The sequence below is a fragment of the Cobetia sp. 1AS1 genome (genome assembly GCF_029846435.1).
Taxonomy (GTDB): Bacteria; Pseudomonadota; Gammaproteobacteria; order Pseudomonadales; family Halomonadaceae; genus Cobetia; species Cobetia amphilecti.
This window is the reverse complement of sequence record NZ_JARWKU010000001.1, coordinates 648508-673290: the sequence shown is the minus strand read 5'-3', so window position 1 is coordinate 673290 and position 24783 is coordinate 648508. Positions and strand designations below refer to the sequence as shown.

Here is a 24783-nt window from a genome sequence, read left to right as displayed (position 1 = left end):
GCCCGATCTCTCGAGACCGGGCCCTTCGTGTTTTCCTGTGTGTCGTTCACAGGGCATGTCAGCAGGACAACCGCTCGCGGCGGGCAAGCAGGAAGTCGACCCAGGCACGTACGCGCGGGTTGTGCTGATTCTCGCGCGCGAAGACGACGTGGATACCGGTGTCGAAATCCGATGAAGTGACCTGAAAGTCCTCCAGCACCGGCAGCAGGCGGCCACTTGCCAGCTCTTCCCGGATGGCCCAGAGCGGCTGCACCACCACGCCGGCGCCCCCCAGTGCTGCCTGGGTGAGAATGTCGGCGTTGTTGGTGCGCAGCGCGCGGGCGCGCACCGAGATGCGATGCTCCCGATCGCCCTGCACCAGCCGCCAGTGATGATTGGCGGTGGTATAACTGAAGGTCAGCAGACGGTGCTGTTCCAGGTCCTGTGGCTGATGGATAGGCGGCTGGGCGGCGAGGTAGGACGGCGCGGCAGCCAGCACGAAGCGCTGATCACTGATATGGCGCGCGATCAGGCTCGAATCTTCCAGATGGCCGATGCGCAGGGCCACGTCGAAATGGTCCTCGACCAGGTCCACCCGCTGGTCGCTGCTGACGATATCCAGCGCCACCTCGGGATAGCACTGCATGAACTCGCTCACCAGCGGCGCCAGATAAAGGCGTGAATAGCGCCACGGCACCGAGATGCGCAGCGGCCCCGCGACCCGCTCACTCAGCGTTTCCAGCTCATCCTCCAGTTGGTCCACCTCGGCCAGAATGGCGCGAAAGCGGATCAGGGCGCGCTCGCCGGCCGGCGACAGCCGTACATGGCGCGTGGTGCGCACCAGCAGCGGCTCGCCCAGCTGGCGCTCCAGATGGTTGACGTGACGCGTCGCCGTGGAACTGGCGATATCCAGCTCCCGCGCCGCTACATTGAAGCTCTGATGCTCCGCCACCTTGAGAAAGGTGCGCAGGCGTTGGGTCAGTTCGTTCATGGTGCTCCTGCGGTGCCCTCAATCGAAAGGTCGGCGTCCTTGTCGTACAGCCAAGCGGCCAGACAGCCGGTTGGCGCTCGCCAGCCACGAGCATATCATCGACGCACCGCAGGATGACCGCGACACGAGGATGAACGACATGGACATGATAAGCAGCATGAAAGGACTCGCCGGTGGCGTCCTGATCGGTCTATCGGCAGTGATGCTGATGGCCTTTCTGGGACGTATCGCCGGTATCAGTGGCATCACGCGCGGCGCGCTGCTGGAATCAGGCCCGGACCGCCGCTGGCGTCTCGCCTTCGTGCTCGGGTTGATCAGTGGCCCGCTGCTGCTTTTGCTGCTCAATCTCGACTGGGGCAATGTGGCCGCAAGCACGGATGCGCTGATCGGCAATCCCGCCAGCGGGGTGCTGAGCATGATGTTCGCCGGTCTGCTGGTGGGTATCGGAACAGGCATCGGCGGCGGCTGTACCAGTGGTCATGGCGTCTGCGGTATCGCACGTCTCTCCCCCCGCTCGCTGGTGGCCACGGTGGTGTTCGTGGCTGTGGCCATGCTGACAGTGTTCGTGAGCCAACATCTGCTGGGGGAGTCACCATGAAAACGGTCATCGGCTTTCTTACCGGGCTGGTCTTCAGCCTCGGGCTGACACTCAGCGGCATGACCGACCCCGCGCGCGTGGTCGGCTTTCTCGACGTGGCCGGAGACTGGGACCCCACGCTGATCTTCGTGCTGGGTGGTGCCGTCATCACCACCTTCCTCGGCTACCGCCTCGTCTGGCGGCGTGGCACTCCCCTGCTGGGCGAGCGCTTCCAGCTGCCCACGCGTCGCGATATCGATGGCCGCCTGCTGCTCGGCGCGACCCTGTTCGGTATCGGCTGGGGGCTGAGCGGTTACTGCCCCGGGCCTGCCATCGTCTCCAGCAGCGCCATGAGTCTGCCATTGGCGGGCTTTCTGGTGACGATGCTGCTGGGCTGGTGGCTGGCCACCCGCCTGACGCGCAACAGCTGATCTGACAATCCCGCCTTGAAACGCAAACGCCCGCCAAATGGCGGGCGTTTCATCTTTCTACAAGGGAGTCCGTCACGACTAGACGATACCCTTGGCCTTCATTTCGCGCAGCACGGCGGCGACGTAGTGCATCTCCTCCGGTGTGCCGAGAGACATGCGACACCAGCCATCGGCCGGCGGGAAGGCGCGACCGATCAGCACGTGGCGTTCCTTCATCGCGGTCTGGAATTCCTTCAGCGGCCTGGAAATACGGTGGAAGACGAAGTTGGTCTGCCCCGGCAGATACTCCCAGCCCAGCTCGTCGAGCGTCGCCGTGAAGATGGCGCGCGCTTCATCGTTGCTCTGCTTGCTGTGGACCAGAAACTCCGGCGACTGCATGGAGGCCGTCGCCGCCATCACGCCAGGGTATGACAGCGTCATGGCATCGTCTTCGACGTAGTGGGAGACATGCTCGAGACGATCGACATCGCCGACGGCGTAGCCGACACGCAGGCCTGCCATGGCGTGAATCTTGGAGAAGGTCTTCAGCAGCAGGACGTTCTTCGCGCCACCAGCAATCAGATGATCGGCGGAGCGGAAGGCAGGGTCATTGACGAATTCGGCGTAGGCTTCATCGATGATGAACAGCGTGTCGTCGCGGCTGTCGTTGACCCAGGCCTCCAGTTCATCACTGGAAATGATGGTCGAGGTCGGGTTGTTGGGGTTCACCAGATAGACGATAGAAGGGCCGGAGTGGTCGGCCACGGCCTGCTTCATGTCGGAAATCTTGAATGACCAGTCCTCGCGCGAGGACGGCACCTTGCGAATGGCGAGGTCATAGAAGCCGGCATACAGGGCGCCATCGCCATAAGTCAGCTCGGGAATCACCAGCTGGGTATCGGGAGTCACATGGGCCAGCACACTGGCACGGATCGCATCGGAGGAGCCCGGCGTGAACAGAATGCTCTCGCTCGGCACCTTGTGGTGAGTCGCCACCAGGGACTGCAATTTGCCCAGATGGGCGAAGGGATAGCGATTGGAATGCGGGATGGATGCCGCTGCGGCGCGCTGTGCAGACGGTGCCATACCCAGCGCATTCTCGTTGTAATTGAGACGCACCGGAGACTTGGCGGAAGGCTTGAGCACCGCCGCCGCAGGTGCCGTCTCCTTGGCCAAGGCACTGGGGATTCCCGGCAGGAACTGACCCAACGCCGCCCCGGCAATTGCCGCCCCACTCATGCCCAGGAAACCACGACGCGAACGCGATGATGGAGAGCCCTTCTCAACCGCCTGAACCACAGAAGACTCCTGCAGATCCTTCTCGACTACGTCTGTCATCGTGTGTCCTCTGTCTGTCGCTGCTGCCCTTCCCCTCGTGTGAAACCACACGGGCCATCGGGAGCAAGCCGTTGTTTTTGTATGTGCTAATAAAGCACCACCAACGTATAAGACTTTGGTGAGAGGCACAACGAAACGACGCGCCGGATCGCGCAACCATGCGCCGCGGCAATGGCAACCCCTTGGGAAAGCTGCGCGCTGCATTGTGAGCGCCCGAAAAAGCAGAAATAAAAGCAGCTCTAGACACGAAGACGCCGGACAATGGCCGGCGTCTTGAATCCCATCACAGCTGAATCACCCAGTAGATTCCTGAGCAATCTCCCTGATGACCAGGCTACCCAGCTGACGGGTGTTATGAAGATTACCGTTACCATGTATAAATGGTAGATTCAGCTGCCTTGTCGACTTGTGAATAGTACAAGTATCTTATTAAAAAAGATTTCGAATAGACCTCCACACTGTTAAGAGAGTTACTACTTTTATCGAGGCACAAAAATCACTAAATTTTCTTAAAGTTTCGATAGACCAAATGCTCCGAACTATAACTATCAATTTTATTAGCTTATTTATTTTTGCTAGGCAATTCATTACTATGCTCGCAATCACTGACATAAAACACATAATCATTATCGACGCCTTCCCTTACTATTGATACTCGGCCAGATGGGAGAAGAACAATTCTCTCAGAACCATTTAGGTTTTTACATATAAACCCACCACTACTTGATTTATTCTCGTGATAAGAGTACTGCACAAAATATTTCTCAAAAGAAATTCGGACAAAGTCATGTGTCAAGTAATGAGCGACAAAACTAAGAAACGCTATACACAATGAAACCACACAAATATAAAATAGCGACAAGCTAAGATCTTTCCCCTTAACCTCAATATATTTTAAGTAGAATGCAAGTAAAGCCAGAATTAAAAAAAACTGTACAACTACTACCCACAAAGCTCCACTAAGGAAAAAAACAAAAAAGTAGATAAATGTATCAAAAACAGACGGATAAACCCCTGTTAGCTGTGCTATGTAACCTGAGGAAATTGAATTGACATAGGATACTATCAAAACACCCATAACCAAAAAAATAATTCTAATAGTAAAAAGTCTTAACAACATAAAAATCTTATCCCTCAAAAGGATACAAGCATACTCTAAAGAGACAACGAACGGAACAAGAACAAATATTAGTATATAGTAATTATGATGAACGGAAAACAGAACATGATAAACATAGGCAAACACTAACGCTGAAATCATGAAAAAATTAAGCACAGAAGGTATATGTTTTTTCCAAGAGCGATGACCCTCACTCGACGAATTTATATCGTGCACGCGACATAACCAGCCTAATAAGCCAGAGAGCAATACCAACCAATAAATGAAAACTAATAATTCTTTCAAAAAAAGACTCCTTTATAACACATAGAACCAAGCTTTTAAAATACCAAATACCTGCTTAGATAAAGCTCACCAATGCATAAAAATTAAATATCAGAACTCCACCAATATTTGAAAACCACTTTTCCTCAAAACTTAATCACCAACTAACAATAGACCTATGCTTTATATATAAGTTATACAAAAACAACTAAAATTGCATCAAAACACTTCTATAACTTTTCTCTAAGGGCCACTGAACGGTACTGCAGCTCGAGTGACCTCACCGAGGTGCAAGAGACAGAAAAATTCATCAAATTGGTGCAGCGCACGCATTCGATATTCATAGCCATGTTGCAGAAGTTCTTATATATCATTGTTTTATATAAACAAATTCTCTTCGGCACACTTCCTGCTAGACATTCACCGAGGCACCGATAGGCATACAACAATCGAAAATCTACACCAATGGAGCGCTAGGGTTCCGGTGACTGGCTGATGGCCGTCACGACTGGTCCGAGAGCACTCGACCTCCAAGCTGGGGGTTACACGGCGGGACAAAAGCCCGGGAGACGCAAAGCCTGTAAAGGTCGGCGCCTCTCAATTTTTCCGCCGGAGATAACGACAATGACCCAGCTCACTCGCCTTTCCCAGTCCGCGACTTCCCCCTCGGATACCAGCGCCCAGGTGTCATCCGCTGCTGTCTCATCTGCTTCATCCGCCGTTTCCAGAAACGCTTCCAGACGTGCTGCGCTGGCCGGCGCCCTGCTGCTTGGCGCATCGCTGAGCCCGCAGGCCATGGCGCAGGATTCCTTCAGCGTGTGCTGGTCGGTGTATGCCGGCTGGATGCCGTGGGAATACGCGGACACCCAGGGCATCGTCGACAAGTGGGCCAAGAAGTACGACATCAATATCGATGTGGTGCAGGTCAACGATTACGTCGAGTCCATCAATCAGTACACCTCCGGCAATGTCGATGGCTGCGCCATGACCAACATGGACGCCCTCACCCTCCCCGCCGCCAGCAGCGTCGATTCCACCGCGCTGATTCTGGGCGACTACTCCGATGGCAATGACGGCGTGATGGTCCGCGATGGCGATTCCATCGAGTCCCTGAAGGACCGCGAGGTCAATCTGGTGCAGTTCAGTGTCTCCCACTACCTGCTGGCACGCGCACTGGACAGCGTCGGCATGAGCGAGCGCGACCTGACCACCACCAATACCGGCGATGCCGACATCGTGGCGCTGGCCAGCAACACCGACACCCAGGCAGTGGTGACCTGGAACCCGCAGCTGGCCACGCTCAAGGAGATGCCCGGCTACACCGAAGTCTTCAACTCCAGCGACATCCCCGGCGAGATTCTCGACCTGATGGTCGTCAATACCCAGACGCTGAAGGACAACCCGGACTTCGGCCACGCACTGGTCGGAGCCTGGTATGAGGTGATGGAGAAGATGAAGGCCGGTGACGAAGCCGCCCTCTCCCAGATGGCCGATGCCGCCGGCACCGACCTCGCCGGCTATCAGTCCCAGCTGGCCGCGACCCACATGTACTACACCCCCGCCGAGGCCGTGGCCGCCTTCAATGCGCCGAGCCTAAAGGACACCATGCAGCACATCGCCGACTTCAGCTTCGCGCAGGGCCTATTGGGCGAAGGCGCCCCGGATGCCGGCTTCATCGGTATCGAGACCCCCGCCGGTGTCATCGGCAATGAAGGCAACGTGATGCTGCGCTTCGACCCGAGCTACACCGCCGCACTGGCCGACAGCCAGTAACGCCACGCGGTGGATGCCGCACACGCTCCGCGGGGCAGCCTGCCTCGCGGATCGTGAACCGACCGCCTCCCTCGACCGCACCCTCGTTCGCACCCGTGGAGCCCGCGCATGAAACGCCTGATCAATCTGACACCCTCCCGTGGTGGCCGCTGGCTGCTCGGTGGCCTGCCCTTCGCGCTGCTGGCCATCCTCTACATCGTGCAGTCCAACCAGCGACTGCTCGACAACCCGAATGACCGACTGCTGCCGTCCTTCGCCGCCATGGGCGAGTCGTTCTCGCGACTGGCCACCGAGGTCAACGTGCGCACCGGCGACCTGCCGCTGTGGACCGACACCTTCGCCAGTCTCGAACGCCTGCTGGCCGGCGTGCTGATCAGTGCGCTGATCGGTCTGACCGTCGGCCTGCTCACCGGTGGCCTGCCGCTGCTGCGTGCCAAGCTGTCACCGCTGATCACCGTGCTGTCCCTGATTCCGCCGATGGCGATTCTGCCGATCCTGTTCATCGCCTTCGGTACCGGCGAGCTGGCCAAGATCGCGCTGATCGTCATCGGCATCACGCCCTTCCTGATTCGCGACCTGCAGAATCAGGCCCTGCGCTTGCCCGATGAGCAGCTGATCAAGGCCCAGACGCTGGGCGCCAGCTCCTGGCAGGTGCTGACCCGCGTACTGCTGCCCCAGCTGACACCGCGCCTTCTGAGCGCCACGCGCCTGGCACTCGGCAGCGCCTGGTTGTTCCTGATCGCTGCGGAAGCCATCGCCGCCCAGGATGGCCTCGGCTATCGCATCTTCCTGGTACGTCGCTACTTGGCAATGGACGTCATCCTGCCCTACGTGGCCTGGATCACGCTGCTGGCCTTCCTGCTCGACCGTCTGCTGGTGCTCGTCTCGACCCGCGCCTTCCCCTGGTACCACGCTGAGGAGAGCCAATCATGAGCCTGATCCACGCCAAGGGTCTCGAGAAGCACTACGGCCAGCAGGTCGTGCTGGAACGCATGAACCTGACCGTCGAGGCCGGAGAATTCATCACTCTGGTCGGCGCCTCCGGCTGCGGCAAGACCACCTTCCTCAAGCTGCTGCTGGGCACCGAGGGCGTCTCGCGCGGTGAGCTGCTGCTCGATGGCAAGCCCATCCCCGGCGAGCCGGGCCCGGACCGCGGCATTGTCTTCCAGAAGTATTCCGTCTTCCCGCACCTCACCGTGCTGGGCAACGTGATCATGGCCGAGGAGCTGGCACGAGCCCCGCTGACCGGCAAGCTGTTCGGGGCCAAGCGCCGTGAAGCACGGGTCGCCGCCGAAGCGCGTCTGGCGGAAGTCGGTCTGTCCCACGCACTGGACAAGTACCCGCATGAGCTGTCCGGCGGCATGCAGCAACGCCTCGCCATCGCCCAGGCGCTGATGATGAAGCCGCGCATCCTGCTGCTGGATGAGCCCTTCGGCGCGCTGGACCCGGGCATCCGCAAGGACATGCACCAGCTGATCCTGCGCCTGTGGGAAGAACAGCAGCTGACCATCTTCATGATCACCCACGACCTCAAGGAAGCCTTCGAGCTGGGCTCGCGCGTCTGGGTGTTCGACAAGGTGCGTGTCGATGCGCAGGCCCCGCAGGCCTATGGATCGACCATCACCTATGACCTGCCCACCGAGCGCAGCAAGGCCAAGGCGTCGTCCCGGCAGCCGGGCTCTTTCCCAACAGGCTCTGTCCAAACGGGCTCTGGCCAACCGACGCCCGAGCACGAAGCGCTGACGACACCAGCCCACTCCGTTTCTCAAGCCACTCTCACCGGAGGCCAATTCAATGAACATACCGCTTGATGCCGCAACCGCCGCCCGCGCCAGCTTTACTGCAAAGTACAAGACCCATCTGCCCGGCGGCCATCACTGGTCGATGCGCATGCCGCGTGGCAGTGCGCTCAAGCTGACCGCGAGCGAGTCCAACGCCAATGTCGGCCTGGTGATGTACAACCCGCTGGACACGCTTGAGCGCCTCAATCTGCCGGATACCCTCAAGGGTCAGCACACCTTCCGCCTCACCGAAGGCCACTGCCTGTATTCCGACATGGGCCGTATCTTCGCCTCCATCATCCAGGACGACCTCGGCTGGCATGACAGCGCCAGCGGCAACCTGATGGAGCATCACTTCGCCGCCAAGGGCTGGCACAAGAAGGCCTATCAGCAAGCCTTCAACGACTTCACGCCCAGCGGCCACGATAGCCTGCTGATCGAGATGGCCAAGTACGGCCTGAGCGAGCGCGACCTGTGCGCCAACCTCAACCTGTTCTCCCGCGTGCGCGCCGATGAAGACGCCAACCTGCACTACGTCGCGGACCACTGCGCCGCCGGCGACAGCGTCACCCTGCGCTTCGAGATGGACACCCTCGTCATGCTGCACACCTGTCCGCATCCGCTGGACCCCGCCGAGGACTATCCGCTGCGCGGCGTGGACATGACCTTTGGCACCGCGACGCCGATGGATGAGCACGACGCCTGCTATCTGTCGCGCCCCGAGAATGCCCGCGCCTATGCCAACAACCAGCTCTATCACCTGGCGGGCTGAGGCGCCCCTCGACAGCAGACGGACGCCACGCCGACTGGCTAGTGGCAACTGGAAACGACGCCCCAGATGACAAGGACAAAGGACATCCCCATGTGCACCTCGACACTCGAACACCCACATGCCCACACCCCGGCCGCGACGGACGGAGCCCCGCTGAGCTACGCCGACCCCGCACAGCAGCCGCGCGAGCTTGAGCGCACCATCGAGGCCGGCGATCACTTCATCGGCCTGGTCCGCGCCGGCCAGCACCTGCGTATCACCGACCTGCACGGCAATCAGGCCGCCGACACCCTGTTCTTCTCAGCCGACGACACCGCCGAGCGCTACAGCGCGATGGATACCGTGCGCGAGCAGGGCAAGGTCTACCTGACCACCGGCACGGTGCTCTATTCCACCCGTGGCCGGGCGCTGCTGACCATCACCGGCGATACCTGCGGCCGGCATGACACCCTGGGCGGCGCCTGCTCCAGCGAGTCCAACACCGTGCGTTACGACCTGGAGAAACGCCACATGCACTCCTGTCGCGACAACTGGATGCTGGCCATCGCCCGCTACCCGAAGTACGACCTGACCAAGCGCGACATCGGCCACAACATCAACTTCTTCATGAACGTGCCGGTCACCGCCGATGGCGGCCTGAGCTTCGAGGACGGCCTGTCCGGCCCGGGCAAGTACGTCGAGATGGTCGCCGAGCGTGACGTCTACGTGCTGCTCTCCAACTGCCCGCAGCTCAACAACCCCTGCAATGGCTACGACCCGACACCGGTCGCCATCCGCATCAGCGACTCGCCGCTAGGTTGAGCCGCCGTCACACAAGCACACGACAAGATAGGCCGAGCCCCACCTGACGATGTCATCTCTCTTGCATCACTCGTCAGCTCTCCAAGGCTCTGCCCGGCTACCGGACGACCGGCAGCTCACAGTTTGAAGGCGGGACGACCCGCCGCCGGAAGGATGACTCCGTCATGTTCCACAAGGTCCTGATTGCCAACCGTGGCGCCATCGCCACCCGAATCCAGCGCACGCTGCGTGCCCTCGGTGTCCAGAGCGTCGCCGTCTACGCAGAAGCCGACCGTGAATCCCCCTTCGTGCGCGAGGCCGATGAAGCCTACAGCCTCGGCGAAGGGGCCGCCGCCGAGACCTATCTCGACATCGACAAGCTGATCGCCATCGCCCACGAGAGTGGCGCCCAGGCCGTGCACCCGGGCTATGGTTTCCTGTCCGAGAACACCCGCTTCATCCAGGCCTGTGACGCCGCCGGCCTGGTCTTCCTCGGCCCGACCGTCGAGCAGATCCACGCCTTCGGCCTCAAGCACGAAGCGCGCACCATCGCCGAGAACGCCGGCGTGCCGCTGGTGCCCGGCACCGGCCTGTTGGACGACGTCGAGAGCGCACTGAGCGAGGCCGCCCGTATCGGCTATCCGGTGATGCTCAAGTCCACCGCCGGCGGCGGCGGCATCGGCATGCAGGTCTGTGACGACGCAGCCTCCCTCACCCGCGCCTTCGATTCGGTCAAGGGCCTGGGCGAGCGCAACTTCGGTGATGGTGGCGTCTTCCTCGAGGCGTACATCGCCCGCGCCCGTCACCTGGAAGTGCAGCTGTTCGGCGATGGCGAAGGCACGGTGATCGCCCTTGGCGAGCGCGATTGCTCCAGTCAGCGCCGCCATCAGAAGGTCATCGAGGAATGCCCGGCACCCAACCTGCCCGAGCACGTTCGCGAAGACATGATCGCCACCGCCATCCGCCTGGGCGAGGCCGTCAATTACCGCAGCGCCGGCACCGTCGAATTCATCTATGACGCCGAGCGTCAGGCCTTCTACTTCCTGGAGGTCAATACGCGTCTGCAGGTCGAGCACGGTGTCACCGAACTTGTGTGGGGCGTGGACATCGTCGCCTGGATGCTCAAGTTGGGCGCCGGTGAGCTGGGCAATCTGCGCGAGCTGGTCGCGCCGCTGACTCCCCGCGGCCACGCCATGCAGGCACGTGTCTATGCCGAGAATCCGCAGCACGACTTCCGCCCTTCCAGCGGCCTGCTCACCGAGGTGGAGTTCGCCAATGACGCCGTGACCGCCGCCCTCGCCGACGACAGCCAGCTGCGGGTGGATCACTCCATCGAGGCCGGCTTCGAGGTACCCGCCTGGTTCGACCCGATGCTGGCCAAGGTGATGGTGCACGCCCCGACCCGTGAGCAGGCGCGCGGCGATCTCTCCAAGGCATTGGCGGCCTCTCGCCTCTACGGCATCGAGACCAACCGCCAGTGGCTGTCGCACCTGCTGGAGGACCCGCGCTTCATCAATGTCGAGATCTACACCCGCTGGCTGGAAGGCCTCGAGTGGGCCGCGCCGACCTTCGAGGTACTCGTCCCCGGCACTCTGACCACCGTGCAGGACATGCCGGGCCGCCTGGGCCACTGGGATGTGGGCGTACCGCCCTCCGGCCCCTTCGATGACTACGCCTTCCGTCTCGGCAATGCGTTGCTGGGCAATGCCGCCGATGCCGCAGGCCTCGAAATCACCCTCAATGGCCCGACGCTGCACTTCCACCGCGCCACGCGCGTGGTGCTGGCCGGCGCGCCGCTGCCCGCCACGCTGTCCGTTTCAGCACCGCAAGACGGCGCTGATGACGCCGCGACTCACGAGCTTGCCCTGTGGCAGGTGCATGAGATCGCCGCTGGCAGCACTCTGAGTCTGGGCAAGGTCGCCGCTGGCGCGCGCAGCTATCTGCTGATCGCCGGCGGCATCGACTGCCCGCAGTATCTGGGCTCGCGCGCGACCTTCACCCTGGGCCAGTTCGGCGGCCATGCCGGACGTGCGCTGCGCAGTGGCGACACCCTGCCGCTGGCCGATCTCGCCGAGTGCCACCCGCCCGCCCTGACCCGGCTGCCCGAGGCGCTGATCCCGCAGGGCGCTGGCCTGGTCGCGGATGAACAAGGCGGGAACGCACAAGACAGGACACAAGGCCGCGAATGGCAGATCGGCGTGCTCTATGGCCCACATGGGGCGCCGGACTTCTTCACCGAAGACGACATCAGCACCTTCTTCGGCCACCGCTGGGAAGTGCATTACAACTCCAGCCGCACCGGCGTACGGCTGATCGGCCCGCGTCCGCAGTGGGCGCGCGCCGATGGCGGCGAGGCCGGTCTTCACCCCTCCAATATCCACGACAACGCCTACGCCTTCGGCACCATCGACTTCACCGGCGACATGCCGGTCATCCTCGGTCCGGACGGCCCGTCGCTGGGCGGCTTCGTGTGTCCGGCCACCGTGGTGCGTGCCGAGCGCTGGAAGCTGGGCCAGCTGGCCGCCGGCGATCGCATCCGCTTCGTCGCGCTGACTCTGGAGGAAGCCCGCACCATCGAGGTGCAGCAGGACGCCGTGATCGCCGCCCTCGCCAGTGGCCAGCTCGACACTCTGGGACAGCGCCTGGCGGAGACCGGCGGCGCCATGCTGAGCGCCATCGCCGCGCAACGTCCGCGCCCCGATGACTCACCGGTGCTCAAATGCCTCAGTGCCGAGCAAGGCGGCGAGCAGATCGTCTATCGCCGCGCAGGGGATGACTTCCTGCTGATCGAGTTCGGCCAGATGGAGCTGGATATCGCGCTGCGCTTCCGCGCCCACGCCTGGATGCTGTGGCTCAAGGAACACCCACTGCCCGGCCTGATGGAGATGACCCCGGGCATCCGCTCGCTGCAACTGCATTACGACCCGCGCAGCCTGTCACTCGCCACGCTGATGGCGCATCTCGAACAGGCCGAAGTCGCGCTCAAGGATGTCGAGGACATCGAGATCGAAGCGCGCACCGTGCACCTGCCGCTGTCCTGGGATGACCCCGCGTGTCAGCAGGCCATCGACAAGTACCAGCGCTCGGTGCGCCCGGACGCCCCCTGGTGCCCGAGCAATCTAGAATTCATTCGCCGCATCAATGGCCTCGCCGATGAGGCGGCAGTGCGCGAGACAGTGCTCAACGCCCGCTATCTGGTGATGGGCCTCGGCGATGTCTATCTCGGCGCGCCGGTTGCCACGCCGCTGGACCCGCGCCAGCGTCTGGTGACCACCAAGTACAACCCGGCACGCACCTGGACTGCCGAGAACTCGGTGGGCATCGGCGGCGCCTATCTGTGCGTGTATGGCATGGAAGGCCCGGGCGGTTATCAGTTCGTCGGCCGCACGCTGCAGATGTGGAATCGCTATCGCCGCACCGAACACTTCACCACCCCGTGGCTGCTGCGCGTGTTCGATCAGCTGCGCTTCCATCCGGTCAGCCATGAAGCGCTCGAGCAGATTCGCCGTGATCACCCTCAGGGGCGTTACAACCTCAAGATCGAGAAGACCCGCTTCCGTCTCGCCGATTATCAAGCACAGATCGCCGAACACCAGGCCGAGACCGATGCCTTCCGCGAACGTCGCCAAGCCGCCTTCCAGCAGGAAATCGACGACTGGCATGCGCGCGGCCAGTTCACCTTCGAGGATCAGATCAACGAGGTGCAGGAAGCCGACAGCCTGGGTGATGACGAGCTGGGCATCGAGACGCCGGTCACCGGCAGCCTGTGGAAGCTGGAAGTCGCCGAGGGCGATGACGTCGAGGCCGGCCAGGTGGTGGCGCTGGTCGAGTCGATGAAGATGGAAGTCGAGATTCGCACCCATACCGCTGGCCGTGTCGTGCGCCTGCCGATCAAGGAAGGCAGCGGCGTCGCCCCCGGCCAACCGCTGATCGTGCTGTCGACCGCCGTGGAAGCCACGGATTCCGCTGATACCAGCGCACCAGACAACGCCCGATCGACCCTGTCCTCCGAGGAGACGCTGTGATGATGACCCATACCCCGCTCAACCTGAGCATCACGGCGCTGAGCAAGGCCTATCAGGCCGGTGAGATGACGCCGCGCCAACTGGTGGACGAGCTGCTGGCCGCGCAGGCCGAGACCGACGCCGCCTGGATCACCCGCCTGTCAGCACAGCAGCTGGAACCCTATCTGGCACGTCTGGACGACGTGGCGCCCGAGTCGCTGCCGCTCTACGGCATTCCCTTCGCGATCAAGGACAATATCGATCTCGCCGGCGTGACCACCACCGCCGGTTGCCCGGAATTTGCCTACACGCCGAGCGATGACGCCTTCGTGGTCAAGCAGTTGATCGCGGCAGGCGCGATTCCGATGGGCAAGACCAATCTGGACCAGTTCGCCACCGGGCTGGTCGGGGAACGCGCCCTGCCGGTCTACGGCACCCCGGCCAATGCCTTCGACCCCGCCTATGTGCCGGGTGGCTCCAGCAGTGGCTCCGCCGTCGTCACCGCCCAGGGCCAGGTCAGCTTCGCGCTGGGCACGGACACGGCGGGTTCCGGGCGGGTTCCGGCCTGCTTCAACAATCTGGTCGGCGTGAAGCCGACACTTGGTCTGCTCAGTGCAGGTGGTGTGGTGCCGGCCTGCGCGACGCTGGATACCATCTCCATCTTCGCGCTGGGCTGCGATGATGCCGCGAAGGTGCTGTCCGTCACCGCACAGTTCGATGCCGACAACCGCTGGGCGCGCGAGCATGACTTCAGCGTTCACGGCCAGGCCTATGGCGTGCTGCCGGATCTCGCCGGCCTGCGCATCGGCGTGCCGCCGCGGGCTCAGTGGCATACCGACAGCGATTACAGCGGCTACATGGAAGCCGCGATGCGCCAGTGCAAGGCGCTGGGGGCCGAGCTGGTCGAACTGGATTGCAGCCCGCTGCTGGCCGCCGCGCGCCTGCTGTATGAAGGCCCCTGGGTGGCGGAGCGCTATCACGCGGTGCGCGAGCTGATCGAGCGCAATCCCGAGGCGCTGCACCCGGTGACCCGCGAGATCACCCTTGGCGGTGCCACGCCGCTGGCCGTCGATGCCTTCGATGCGCGCTATCAACTGGCCGAATACCGCCGTCAGGCCGAGGCGCTGCTGGCGCAGGTGGACGTGATGCTGGCGCCAACCACGCCGCGCCTTCCCACCAAGGTGGAGCTGGCCGAGGCGCCGATCGCGGTCAATTCCGAGCTGGGTACCTGGACCAACTTCATGAACCTGCTGGATCTGAGCGCGCTGGCCGTGCCGGTGGGCTTCAACCGCCAGGGCCTGCCGGGGGGCGTGACGCTGTTCGCGCCCGCCTTCGAAGACCTGCAGCTGCTCAGCATCGCGCGTCTGCTCGAGCACGAGTTCGCGCTGCCGCTGGGTGCCAGCGCCGTCGCCCGTCCTCAGGCGCGCCTCGCGGAAAGCCAGCTGCCCGCGGCGGCCAATGGCCGACTCGAGCTCGCCGTCTGTGGTGCGCACCTCAGTGGCATGCCGCTCAATCATCAGCTCACCCAGCGCGATGCCCGTCTGGTTGCGCGCACTCACAGCGCCCCGAGCTACCGCCTCTATCAACTGGATGACGCGACACCCGCCAAACCGGCCATGCTGCGTGCCCCGCAAGACGGCACCAGCATCGCGCTGGAGGTCTGGTCTCTGCCCATCGGCAGTGTCGGCAGCTTCCTCGCCGGCATCCCCTTCCCGCTGGGACTGGGCCAGATCGAACTCGAAGATGGCCGCTGGGTCGCGGGCTTCATCTGCTCGGTGTCCGCTGACAGCGGCGTGCCGATGACGGACATCAGCGAGTACGGCGGCTGGAAGGCGTGGGTCGAGCGCGAGTAAGCGCGCCGTAACCCCTGATCCGCAACCTCTGATCCATAACCCTCAGCCGCCCTGCACCACAAGACAAAGAGCAACAGTTCTGAAACGAAACGCCCCGCGACCGGATGAACGGTCGCGGGGCGTTTCAGTATGACGCTTGCGTGCGTGGCCTGAATGTGTCGAACACGTGGCCCGCATGCATGGCCTGCATGAGTGGCCCGGCAGCTGTCTCTGGCCTGCCACAAGACCAGACCCATCGCCCGATAGCACCACGCCGGGCTCATGAAGTTCCCCGAAATTTTCATTCTTGGCATCCCGCAAAGCGTGTCTGGCATTTCGCAAAACAAAAGTGCCGCCAGCGGGTAAATAATAATGATTATTATAAACAACTAGGGAACGCAGTCTTGGCTCACTCACTCCGCCGTCCAGGTTTCACTCGCTCGCCACTCGCCCTCTCCATTGCGCTCGCGACCTCGTCACTGCTCAGTGCCACCGCTATCGCGGATGAGACTCGCACGCTTGAGGCGATGACCATCGTCGGTGAGGCGCAAGGCGGCACCACGGAAGAGACTCAGGCGTATACGGTCGACTCCAGCACCAGCGCCAATGGCTTGACCCTGTCGCCGCGCGAGACACCGCAGTCTGTCAGCTTTCTGACCCGCCAGCAGATGGATGATGAGGCGCTGACCAGCACCACGGAGGCGATCAACCGCCTGCCGGGCGTGTCCTCCAATCGCCTGGACGGTACCCGCGCCAGCTTCCAGTCGCGCGGCTATACCATCCGCAATTTCCAGTTCGATGGCCAACAGAGCAACACCAGCAGCTTCTGGCCGTTCGGCGACGCCGAGTGGGACACCGCCATCTATGATCGCGTCGAGGTGGTCCGCGGGGCCACAGGCCTGATGACAGGCGTCGGCGACCCGTCCGCCACCGTCAACTTCGTGCGCAAGAAGCCGTTGGACGAAGCCGCGGCCAGCGTGACAGGCGCCGTCGGCAGCTGGGACCGCCGGCGTGGCGTGGTGGATGTCAGCACACCGCTGGATGATGCCGGCAAGGTCGGCGTGCGCTTCGTGGCCGCCAAGGACCGCTCCGACAGCTTCATGGATGATGTCGAGAATGACCGCGAGACCCTCTACGGGGTGATCGCCGCCGAATTGACGCCTGACACCGAGCTGAACGTCGGCGTCGAGTATCAGCGCTATGACCAGGATGGCGCCTATCTGGGCGTGCCGCTCTACTACACCGACGGCACGCGCACCGACTTCGACCAGTCGGTCGCCAACAATACCGAATGGGCGCACTTCTTCACCGAGAACACTCGCGGTTTCGCCGACCTGACCCACTACTTCGCCAACGGCTGGAAGGCGACCGCCGCCTACAGTCATGGCGATGCCAACTACGGGCTGACCTACAACTACCGTGGCGGCTATGTGGATCGTGACAACGGCATCCTCTACTACGACAGCAACCGTCAGGTACCGACGACCTCCTATCTGGTCGACTATCGCGGTGATCGCACCCAGAAGAATCTGAACCTGAGCGCCGAGGGCCCCTTCGAGCTGCTCGGTCGTGAGCACCAGCTGGGCTTTGGCTACATGCGGCTCAAGGAAGAGTACGAGATCTGGAGCCGCACCCCGGCGAGCGCCGTGCCGGCGCTGGGCAGCTTCACCGATCGCGATGACCCGGCGCTGGCCGAGCCGGAATGGGGCGAATGGGGCCTGACCGACGACACCGAAACCGAGCAGAGCGGTTTCTACGCCGTGACGCGCTTTTCGCTGGCCGACCCCGTGCACCTGATCATCGGCGCCCGCCTGACCGACTGGGAGATCGACCAGGACTACCGTGGCGAGCGCAGCTATGAATACAACGACGAGTTCACGCCCTATGCCGGCCTGATCGTCGACATTACCGACAACCTCACCGCCTATACCAGCTACACGCAGATCTTCAATACCCAGAGCGAACGTGCCCCCGATGGCGCCCTGCTCGACCCGCTCGAGGGCACCAGCTATGAGGCGGGCCTGAAGGCGGCGTTGTTCGAGGACCGCGCTGACGTGTCCTTCGCCGTCTTCCGCAGCGAGCAGGACAATCTGGCCGTCGAGATCCCAGGCGTCTATGTCGCCGGCACCACCGATCAGGCCTACACCGAGTCCGACGGCGCCGTGGTCGAAGGCTTCGAGCTGGAAGTGGCCGGTGAAGTCGCGCCGGGCATCAATCTCTCCGCCAGCTACGCACTGGTGGACGCCGAGGACTCCGATGGCACCCAGCTCAATACCAGCTATCCGCGTCAGCAGGCCAAGGTCTACGCCACCTGGCAGCTGCCCGGCGACTGGTCGCGTCTGACGCTGGGCGCTGGTGGCACCTGGCAGGGGGATACCTACAAGGATACCGACACGCCCACCGGTACCGAGAAGGTCGGCCAGGGCGATGTCTTCCTAGCCAACGCCATGGCGCGCTATCGCTTCAATGACAACTTCAGCACCCAGCTCAACGTGTCCAACCTCTTCGATGAGGAGTACTACACGCAGCAGGGCTTCTACAGCCAGTACCTGTACGGCGCGCCGCGCAGTGCGCTGCTGAGCATGACCTACGACTTCTAAGCATGGGCCCGCCCTGCCGACAGGGCACTCGTCTCCACACGTAACGCTTGCCTACCCAATGACAGCCCCTCCCCGCCAGGGGCTGTCACCTCGTCTCTGGCCAGCGGCGTCTGCCGCCAGCCGATCACACAAGGAGTCTCCCTTGCGACTCACGCGACTTTCCTGCGCCATCGGCCTGACCACCGTCATGGCCGCCTGTCTCACGCCGGCCGTACAGGCACACGAGTCAGCGACTGCACACACGTCATCTGCCAGATCATCTGCCGCCTCCACCGAGGCAACGGCGCAGTATCCGCTCACGATCGAACATGCCTTCGGTACTACCGTCATCGAGAACAAGCCGCAACGTATCGCCACCGTCGCCTGGGCCAATCATGAAGTGCCGTTGGCACTGGGCGTGGTGCCGGTGGGCTTCCCCCGTCAGGACTTCGGGGATGATGACGGCGACGGCATGATGCCGTGGGTCAAGGCGCGCCTGGAAGCACTGGGGGCCGACTCGGCCAATCTGTTCGATCAGGGCAAGACCCTCGATTTCGATGCCGTGGCCGCCAGCCAGCCGGACGTCATCCTCGCCGCCTATTCAGGATTGAGCGAAGACGATTACGCCAAGCTCAGCAAGATCGCGCCGGTCGTGGCGCGCCCGGGGCCGCGCTGGTCTTCCAGCTGGCGCGACATGATTCGCCTCGACAGTGCCGGCATGGGCATGGCCGCCGAAGGGGAAGCGCTGATCGAGCGTCTCGAGGCCCAGGTCGCCGAGAACATCGCCACCCATCCGGAGATCAAGGGCAAGTCGGCCATCACCCTGCGCTATATCGACCCCGAAGACCCGACCCGGATCGCCTTCTACAACGACAACGATGCCCGGGGGCGCTTCCTTGCCGAGCTGGGGCTGACCTCCCCGTCCTTCGTGACGGCGAGTGCCAGCGACGGCAATATTGGCGGGCGAGTGCCCCCGCAACAACTGGCGGAACTGGCCGACGTCGATATCATCCTGACCTATGGTGGCCAGGCGCTGATTGAGCGCCTCAACCAGCACCTCGCGGACAATGACCTGCCCACCTTCAGCAACGACAGGGTTATCCTGCTGGAGAATGACCCGATGGGCACGGCGGCCAACCCGACACCGCTCTCGATGCCGGAAGTGCTCGATGCCTACGTAACCCAGCTTGCGCGGGCAGCGAAAGCCTCGAATAGCTGATGGAAACTGGCTCGTTCTACTGGCTCATTCTACTGAAACAGGCGACTGACTCATTCTACTGAACCAGGCGGGCGCAGATGAGACCCGCCACCTGAAAGACGAAAACCCCGCGACCGGTGACCCGGTAGCGGGGTTTTTCATGCTGCCTGAACTAGCACGATTTACTTCTTGAGGCTGTCGATCAGCAGCTCAGCGACACCTTCGGAGGACATCGGATTCTGACCGGTGATGATCAGGCCATCCTGAATCGCGAAGGAGGTGAAATCGGCCTTCTTCTCATAGATACCGCCTTTCTGCTGCAGGGCATCTTCGACCAGGAACGGCACGACATTGGTGAGGCCGACGCCTTGTTCTTCGCCATTGGTGAAGCCGGTGACACGCACGCCGTCCACGAAGGGAGTGCCGTCAGGCTTGCGGGCGTTCAACAGCACTGCCGGGGCGTGGCAGACGGAGCTGACCGGCTTGCCAGCCGCATGGAACTGCTCGATCAGACGGATGGAATCCGCGTCGTTGGTCAGATCCCACAGCGGGCCGTGGCCACCCGGGTAGAAGATGGCGTCGAAGTCTTCGACCTTCATATCCGCCAGCACGGCGGTGGTGGCGAGGTCTTGCTTGGCAGCCTCATCCTGATCGAAACGACGCGTGGCGTCGGTCTGGAAGTCCTCGGCCTCACTGGCCGGATCCAGCGGCGGCTGACCGCCCTTGGGAGAGGCCAGCGTCACCTCGATGCCGGCGTCCTTCATGACGTAGTAGGGAGCCGCCAGCTCTTCCAGCCAGAAGCCTGTCTTCTTGCCCGTGTCACCCAGCGTATCGTGGGATGTCACTACTACCAGAACCTTGCTCATGATGCTCTCCTCAACGTGCGGGATAGCCCGCAACGGTCACTTCACGAAAGATGTCGGCGACGTGATGGTCACCACGTGATGGTCACCAAGTGATGCTCGCCCTGTGTTGAATGAAGCTTACTGCTCACGCCACCATCGTCATAATCGATAGCCCGGATAGCCACTATCGCACACACAAATAGTTATCTTGCACCAGCGTGCTCATCGACCCAAACACTTGCCAACTCGCATGCCGGCAACCGGCTCAATAGGTCGGCATCAGATGCACTTCGCGGATATTGGCACGCGGAGAAGCACTGATGGCGTAGAGCACGGCATCCGCCACATCCTGCGGGTCCAGCTTGTCCGGCTTGGGCTGGTCGAAGAAGGCGGTATTGACCATGCCCGGGGTAATGGTGGTGCAGCGGCCTTGCCACTCGGCCATTTCCATCGCCAGGTTCTGGCCGAAGCCGTAGGCAAACCACTTGCTGGAGCTGTAGATGGAGCCCGCATGGTTGGCGCGGCCGGCCACGGAACTGGTGAGGATGAAGTGGCCCTTGCTCTCTCTCAGGTGCGGCAGGGTCGCGTGGGCGGTCCACAGCAGCGCATTGATGTTGATGTCGATGACTCGCTTCCACTCTTCGGGATCGCCGTTCTCGGTGCCTGCCTGGCTGACGCCGGTACCGGCATTGGCGAATGCCACATCCAGACGGCCATGCTGGGCCACGGCCTGCTCGACGACCTTGGCAAGCTGATCGTAGTCCGTCGCATCGGCGGCAATCGCCAGCACCTTGTCGCTGCCCAGTTCATCGACCAGCGCATCGAGACGCTCCTTGCGACGGGCGGTCGCGACGACCTTGTGCCCGGCCTTCACCAGTGTGCGCGCGGTGGCCTCACCGATACCACTGGAGGCCCCGGTGATCAGCACGATCTTTTCCTCTTCGGCTTGCGTCCGCTTCACATCACTCATGGCTCACTCCTGTGGGTCGCTTGGATCACTCGTCGTGCTCTGATCACTACCCTACCGCCTGCACTTGCCATCGTGATAATCGATAGTACAGATAGCTGCTATCATCCAGACAAATAGTGCTCACTCACCTGAGTGCAGCCGCGACACTCCGCCTGCTCTGGTAGTCATCATGAAGCTCAACTACGACCTCAACCTCCTGCGCACCTTCCATGCGCTGTATCTCGAGCAGAACGTCACGCGCGCAGGCGAGCGTCTGCATCTGAGTCAGCCCTCTGTGAGCGCGGCGCTCTCCAGGCTACGCGAGCTGTTCAATGACCCGCTGTTCATCCGCGACCGCCAGCGCATGCGCCCTACCGAAAAGGCCGATCACCTGTTCCCGACCATCGAGGCGGCGCTGACCGACCTCGATGGCCTGATCAACAGTGAGCGGCACTTCGACCACACCACCGAAAGCCGTCATTTCGAGATCGCCGCCAACGACTACTTTGAGGTGCTGATCCTGCCGCAACTGGCGACGATCCTGCGTGAACAGGCACCGGGCATCACCCTCCAGGTACGCCGTCTCACGCAGGACATGAGCGAAGCCGGCGTGATGAGCGGCACGACGGACCTCGCCTTCGGGCGTCAGGTCGATCCGCCCGAGAATCTGGTGGTCAGGGAAGTGATCACGGAAGGCATCGACTGTCTGGTCGGCAACGGGCATCCGCTATTGGAGCGTATGGATGATGAAGGCCGCATGACAAAGGCGGATTTCGAGCACCACGCCCATGTGCTGGTACAGCCCCATACCCGCCTGAAAAGCGGCATCTTCAAGCAGCTCGAGGGCCAGGGGCTCAAGCGTGAGGTGGCCCTGGCGGTCACCTACTTCATGGCCGTGCCCTCCCTGCTGGAGCGCTCGCCACTGATCGCGAGCCTGCCCACCGGGCTATGCCAGCACTTCTGCCGCCAGTTCGCCGTCACCCGTGTGGCACCGCCGGTCGCCTTTGCCTCCTTCCCCTTCCACTTGAGCTGGCATCGCCGCTATCAGAAGGACCCGGCGCATCGCTGGATCCGCGAGCAGATCATTGAATGCTGTCAGCGTCTGGCAGAGGGACAGCAGGTGCTGCGCTAAGCCCTGAGCACAGAAAATAAGCGCCCGGCTACGAAAACGGCCCCTCACCATCCAGTGAGGGGCCGTTCTTGTCATGCCACGGGATTCAACAGGCGAGCATCAGGCCTGTTTGGCCGCCAGGGCAGCACGATGGGCGTGCAGTTTCTGGTAGCTTTCGATCAGACGCAGGTGGCGATCGAGCCCTTCCAGCTGCATGTTGGTCGGCTCCAGACCATGGAAGCGCACCTCGCCTTGCACGGAGCCCACCACGGCAGCCATGGTGTCTTCACCGAACATGCGGCGGAAGTTGTAGAGGTAGTCCTCGAGTTCCAGCTCGTCATCCAGCGTGATCTCCAGCACCGCCTTCATGGCCTGATAATAGAGGCCGCGCACGACGGTGTTGTCGTTGTACTGCAGGAACATCTCGACGCGATCCAGCGCGTCCTCGTGCTGACCCAGCGCGAGGTTGATCATCAGTTTCAGCTCGAGAATCGTCAGCTGGCCCCAGATGGTGTTCTCGTCGAACTCGATACCGATCAGCGTCTTGATGTCCATGTGCTCATCAAGCTGGCTCTCTTCGAGACGCTCGCCCAGGTCCGCCAGCTGCTCATCATCGAGACGATGCAGATTGAGGATGTCCTCGCGGTAATCCAGCGCCATGTTGGTGTTGTCCCACACGAGGTCCTCGACCGGATAGACCTCGGAATAGCCCGGCACCAGGATACGGCACACCGGCGCACCGAGATCCTCATGCACCGCCATGTAGGACTCCTTGCCGATCTCATCGAGGATGCCGAACAGGTTGGCGACTTCTTCTTCGTTGCTGCCGGAGAAGTCCCACTCGACGAACTCGATGTCGGTCTTGGAGCTGAAGAAGCGCCAGGAGACCAGACCCGAGGAGTCGATGAAGTGCTCGACGAAGTTGTTCGGCTCGGACACGGCCAGCGAGTTGAAGGTCGGCGGCATGAAGTCGTTGAGACCCTCGAAGCTGCGGCCCTGCATCAGCTCGGTCAGGCTGCGCTCGATGGCGACTTCAAAGCTCGGGTGCGCGCCGAAGGAGGCGAAGACACCGCCGGTCTTCGGGTTCATCAGCGTGACGCAGGCCACCGGGAACTGGCCGCCCAGCGAGGCGTCCTTGACCAGAATCGGGAAGCCCTGGGCTTCCAGCGCCTCGATGCCTTCGACGATTTCCGGGTACTTGGCCAGCACCTCCTGCGGCACGTCCGGCAGGGTCAGTTCCTGCTCGAGAATCTCGCGCTTCACGGCACGCTCGAAGATCTCGGACAGACACTGCACCTGGGCTTCCGGCAGAGTATTGCCGGCGCTCATGCCGTTGCTGAGGTACAGGTTCTCGATCAGGTTGGACGGGAAGTAGATCGTCTCGCCATCCGAGCGACGGGTGAACGGCAGAGACACGATGCCACGATCCACACGCCCGGAATTGGTGTCGATCAGATTGGAGCCACCCAGCTCGCCGTCCGGATTGAAGATCTCCAGGCAGTAATCGTCCAGCACGCCTTCCGGGATCTCGTCGTTCGGGCCCGGCTGGAACCACTTCTCGTTCGGGTAATGCACGAACTCGCTGTCAGCGATGGCTTCGCCGAAGAACTGATCGTTGTAGAAGAAGTTGCAGCTCAGGCGCTCGATGAACTCGCCCAGAGCCGAGCACAGCGCGCTCTCCTTGGTCGAGCCCTTGCCGTTGGTGAAGCACATCGGCGAGGCGGCATCACGAATGTGCAGTGACCAGACGTGGGGCACGATGTTGCGCCAGGAGGCGATCTCGATCTTCATACCGAGATCATTCAGAAGGCCCGTCATGTTGGCGATGGTCTGCTCCAGCGGCAGATCCTTGCCTTCGATCCAGGTGCTCTGCCCTTCCGGCGGCTCCGCCATCAGCAATGCCTGGGCGTCCTCGTCGAGGTTGTCGACCGTCTCGATCTCGAAGCCCGGGCCGGTCTGGACGACCTTCTTCACTGTGCAACGCTCGATGGAACGCAGGATGCCCTGGCGGTCCTTGTCGGAGAGGTCTTCCGGCAGCTCCACCTGGATCTTGAAGATCTGGTTGTAGCGATTCTCCGGGTCGACGATGTTGTTCTGCGACAGGCGGATGTTCTCGGTCGGGATGTCCCGCGCCACGCAGTACACCTTCACGAAGTACGCCGCGCACAGCGCCGACGACGCCAGGAAGTAGTCGAACGGGCTCGGCGCCGACCCATCACCCTTGTAGCGGATGGGCTGATCGGTGATGACCGTGAAGTCGTCGAATTTCGCCTCGAGCCTCAGGTTGTCGAGAAAGTTGACCTTGATTTCCATGAACGATGCACCGCTGTGAAGAGTGTGGGCGCCAGCACGCCAGTCAGACGGCTACGCGATGGCCGCCATTATCCAGATTTTGGGGGCCTGCGTCGCGGGTGAGGCGAAAAGCGAAAACGCCGTGACTTCCTTGACGGTAGGGGGATTGTCACCTATTGGTTAATTTA

General features: G+C 62.1%; 18 protein-coding genes and 1 riboswitch. Of the genes, 12 read left to right on the top strand and 6 right to left on the bottom strand.

The genetic code is table 11. The annotated features are described in order from the left end of the window. Positions 1-58: 58 nt before the first annotated feature. Complete coding sequence (locus QD280_RS02845) at positions 59-970, bottom strand: LysR family transcriptional regulator (protein ID WP_165873919.1); 912 nt, start codon at positions 968-970, stop codon at positions 59-61. A gap of 139 nt (positions 971-1109) precedes the next feature. On the opposite strand from QD280_RS02845, the gene QD280_RS02840 reads away from it, so the two are divergent. Continuing rightward, positions 1110-1568, top strand: a complete 459-nt coding sequence (locus QD280_RS02840) for a YeeE/YedE family protein (RefSeq protein ID WP_279838237.1) — start codon at positions 1110-1112, stop codon at positions 1566-1568. Continuing rightward, a complete protein-coding gene (locus QD280_RS02835; protein ID WP_215824289.1) occupies positions 1565-1978 on the top strand; it encodes a DUF6691 family protein in 414 nt (137 codons plus the stop codon). The genes QD280_RS02840 and QD280_RS02835 overlap by 4 nt, the downstream gene beginning before the upstream one ends. A gap of 78 nt (positions 1979-2056) precedes the next feature. On the opposite strand, the gene QD280_RS02830 is transcribed toward QD280_RS02835, so the two are convergent. Both QD280_RS02830 and QD280_RS02825 read right to left on the bottom strand, forming a co-directional pair. Then, a complete protein-coding gene (locus QD280_RS02830; protein ID WP_279838236.1) occupies positions 2057-3295 on the bottom strand; it encodes a histidinol-phosphate transaminase in 1239 nt (412 codons plus the stop codon). 562 nt (positions 3296-3857) lie between these two features. Then, positions 3858-4700, bottom strand: a complete 843-nt coding sequence (locus QD280_RS02825; RefSeq protein WP_279838235.1) for a hypothetical protein — start codon at positions 4698-4700, stop codon at positions 3858-3860. A gap of 441 nt (positions 4701-5141) precedes the next feature. Further along, a riboswitch (guanidine-I (ykkC/yxkD leader) is annotated at positions 5142-5250 on the top strand. Positions 5251-5303: 53 nt separating this feature from the next. Here QD280_RS02825 and QD280_RS02820 point away from each other — a divergent pair. From QD280_RS02820 to QD280_RS02780, 9 genes are all read left to right on the top strand, one after another. After that, positions 5304-6452, top strand: a complete 1149-nt coding sequence (locus QD280_RS02820; RefSeq protein WP_279838234.1) for a putative urea ABC transporter substrate-binding protein — start codon at positions 5304-5306, stop codon at positions 6450-6452. A gap of 108 nt (positions 6453-6560) precedes the next feature. Continuing rightward, positions 6561-7385 (top strand): ABC transporter permease subunit, encoded by an 825-nt coding sequence (locus QD280_RS02815; RefSeq protein ID WP_043332237.1) that lies wholly within the window; start codon positions 6561-6563, stop codon positions 7383-7385. After that, entirely contained in the window at positions 7382-8263 is an 882-nt protein-coding gene (locus QD280_RS02810; RefSeq protein WP_279838233.1) for an ABC transporter ATP-binding protein, read from the top strand. The genes QD280_RS02815 and QD280_RS02810 overlap by 4 nt, the downstream gene beginning before the upstream one ends. Further along, entirely contained in the window at positions 8247-9005 is a 759-nt protein-coding gene (locus tag QD280_RS02805) for an urea amidolyase associated protein UAAP1 (protein WP_279838232.1), read from the top strand. The genes QD280_RS02810 and QD280_RS02805 overlap by 17 nt, the downstream gene beginning before the upstream one ends. Before the next feature lie 90 nt (positions 9006-9095). Continuing rightward, entirely contained in the window at positions 9096-9806 is a 711-nt protein-coding gene (locus QD280_RS02800) for an urea amidolyase associated protein UAAP2 (RefSeq protein WP_192838071.1), read from the top strand. 164 nt (positions 9807-9970) lie between these two features. Then, on the top strand, positions 9971-13810 hold the full coding sequence (gene uca / locus QD280_RS02795; protein WP_279838231.1) for an urea carboxylase: 3840 nt from the start codon (positions 9971-9973) through the stop codon (positions 13808-13810). Then, a complete protein-coding gene (gene atzF, locus QD280_RS02790; protein ID WP_279838230.1) occupies positions 13810-15642 on the top strand; it encodes an allophanate hydrolase in 1833 nt (610 codons plus the stop codon). The genes uca and atzF overlap by 1 nt, the downstream gene beginning before the upstream one ends. 383 nt (positions 15643-16025) lie before the next feature. Then, positions 16026-18221, top strand: coding sequence for a TonB-dependent siderophore receptor (locus tag QD280_RS02785; RefSeq protein ID WP_192838069.1), 2196 nt, complete (start codon positions 16026-16028; stop codon positions 18219-18221). Between the two features lie 142 nt (positions 18222-18363). Beyond that, entirely contained in the window at positions 18364-19419 is a 1056-nt protein-coding gene (locus QD280_RS02780; RefSeq protein WP_279838229.1) for an ABC transporter substrate-binding protein, read from the top strand. A gap of 161 nt (positions 19420-19580) precedes the next feature. On the opposite strand, the gene QD280_RS02775 is transcribed toward QD280_RS02780, so the two are convergent. After that, positions 19581-20264: a type 1 glutamine amidotransferase domain-containing protein gene (locus QD280_RS02775; RefSeq protein ID WP_279838228.1), complete on the bottom strand. Its 684-nt coding sequence runs from the start codon at positions 20262-20264 to the stop codon at positions 19581-19583. A 244-nt stretch (positions 20265-20508) separates the two neighbouring features. Then, positions 20509-21213, bottom strand: a complete 705-nt coding sequence (locus tag QD280_RS02770; protein ID WP_192838068.1) for an SDR family oxidoreductase — start codon at positions 21211-21213, stop codon at positions 20509-20511. A 169-nt stretch (positions 21214-21382) separates the two neighbouring features. Between QD280_RS02770 and QD280_RS02765 the strand changes: the two genes are divergently transcribed. Beyond that, entirely contained in the window at positions 21383-22324 is a 942-nt protein-coding gene (locus QD280_RS02765) for a LysR substrate-binding domain-containing protein (RefSeq protein WP_279838227.1), read from the top strand. A gap of 99 nt (positions 22325-22423) precedes the next feature. Here the strand turns inward: QD280_RS02765 and QD280_RS02760 are convergent, their stop codons facing one another. Further along, entirely contained in the window at positions 22424-24616 is a 2193-nt protein-coding gene (locus QD280_RS02760) for an OsmC domain/YcaO domain-containing protein (protein WP_279838226.1), read from the bottom strand. Positions 24617-24783: the final 167 nt, after the last annotated feature.

What these genes read in the sequence shown, in the direction of transcription:
- QD280_RS02815 (WP_043332237.1), top strand. Translation starts at nt 6,561, where the DNA reads ATGAAACGCCTGATCAATCTGACACCCTCCCGTGGTGGCCGCTGGCTG.
- QD280_RS02810 (WP_279838233.1), top strand. Translation starts at nt 7,382, where the DNA reads ATGAGCCTGATCCACGCCAAGGGTCTCGAGAAGCACTACGGCCAGCAG.
- QD280_RS02760 (WP_279838226.1), bottom strand. Translation starts at nt 24,616, where the DNA reads ATGGAAATCAAGGTCAACTTTCTCGACAACCTGAGGCTCGAGGCGAAA.
- QD280_RS02835 (WP_215824289.1), top strand. Translation starts at nt 1,565, where the DNA reads ATGAAAACGGTCATCGGCTTTCTTACCGGGCTGGTCTTCAGCCTCGGG.
- atzF (WP_279838230.1), top strand. Translation starts at nt 13,810, where the DNA reads ATGATGACCCATACCCCGCTCAACCTGAGCATCACGGCGCTGAGCAAG.
- QD280_RS02840 (WP_279838237.1), top strand. Translation starts at nt 1,110, where the DNA reads ATGGACATGATAAGCAGCATGAAAGGACTCGCCGGTGGCGTCCTGATC.
- QD280_RS02765 (WP_279838227.1), top strand. Translation starts at nt 21,383, where the DNA reads ATGAAGCTCAACTACGACCTCAACCTCCTGCGCACCTTCCATGCGCTG.
- QD280_RS02805 (WP_279838232.1), top strand. Translation starts at nt 8,247, where the DNA reads ATGAACATACCGCTTGATGCCGCAACCGCCGCCCGCGCCAGCTTTACT.
- QD280_RS02775 (WP_279838228.1), bottom strand. Translation starts at nt 20,264, where the DNA reads ATGAGCAAGGTTCTGGTAGTAGTGACATCCCACGATACGCTGGGTGAC.
- QD280_RS02830 (WP_279838236.1), bottom strand. Translation starts at nt 3,295, where the DNA reads ATGACAGACGTAGTCGAGAAGGATCTGCAGGAGTCTTCTGTGGTTCAG.
- QD280_RS02770 (WP_192838068.1), bottom strand. Translation starts at nt 21,213, where the DNA reads ATGAGTGATGTGAAGCGGACGCAAGCCGAAGAGGAAAAGATCGTGCTG.
- QD280_RS02845 (WP_165873919.1), bottom strand. Translation starts at nt 970, where the DNA reads ATGAACGAACTGACCCAACGCCTGCGCACCTTTCTCAAGGTGGCGGAG.
- QD280_RS02820 (WP_279838234.1), top strand. Translation starts at nt 5,304, where the DNA reads ATGACCCAGCTCACTCGCCTTTCCCAGTCCGCGACTTCCCCCTCGGAT.
- uca (WP_279838231.1), top strand. Translation starts at nt 9,971, where the DNA reads ATGTTCCACAAGGTCCTGATTGCCAACCGTGGCGCCATCGCCACCCGA.
- QD280_RS02800 (WP_192838071.1), top strand. Translation starts at nt 9,096, where the DNA reads ATGTGCACCTCGACACTCGAACACCCACATGCCCACACCCCGGCCGCG.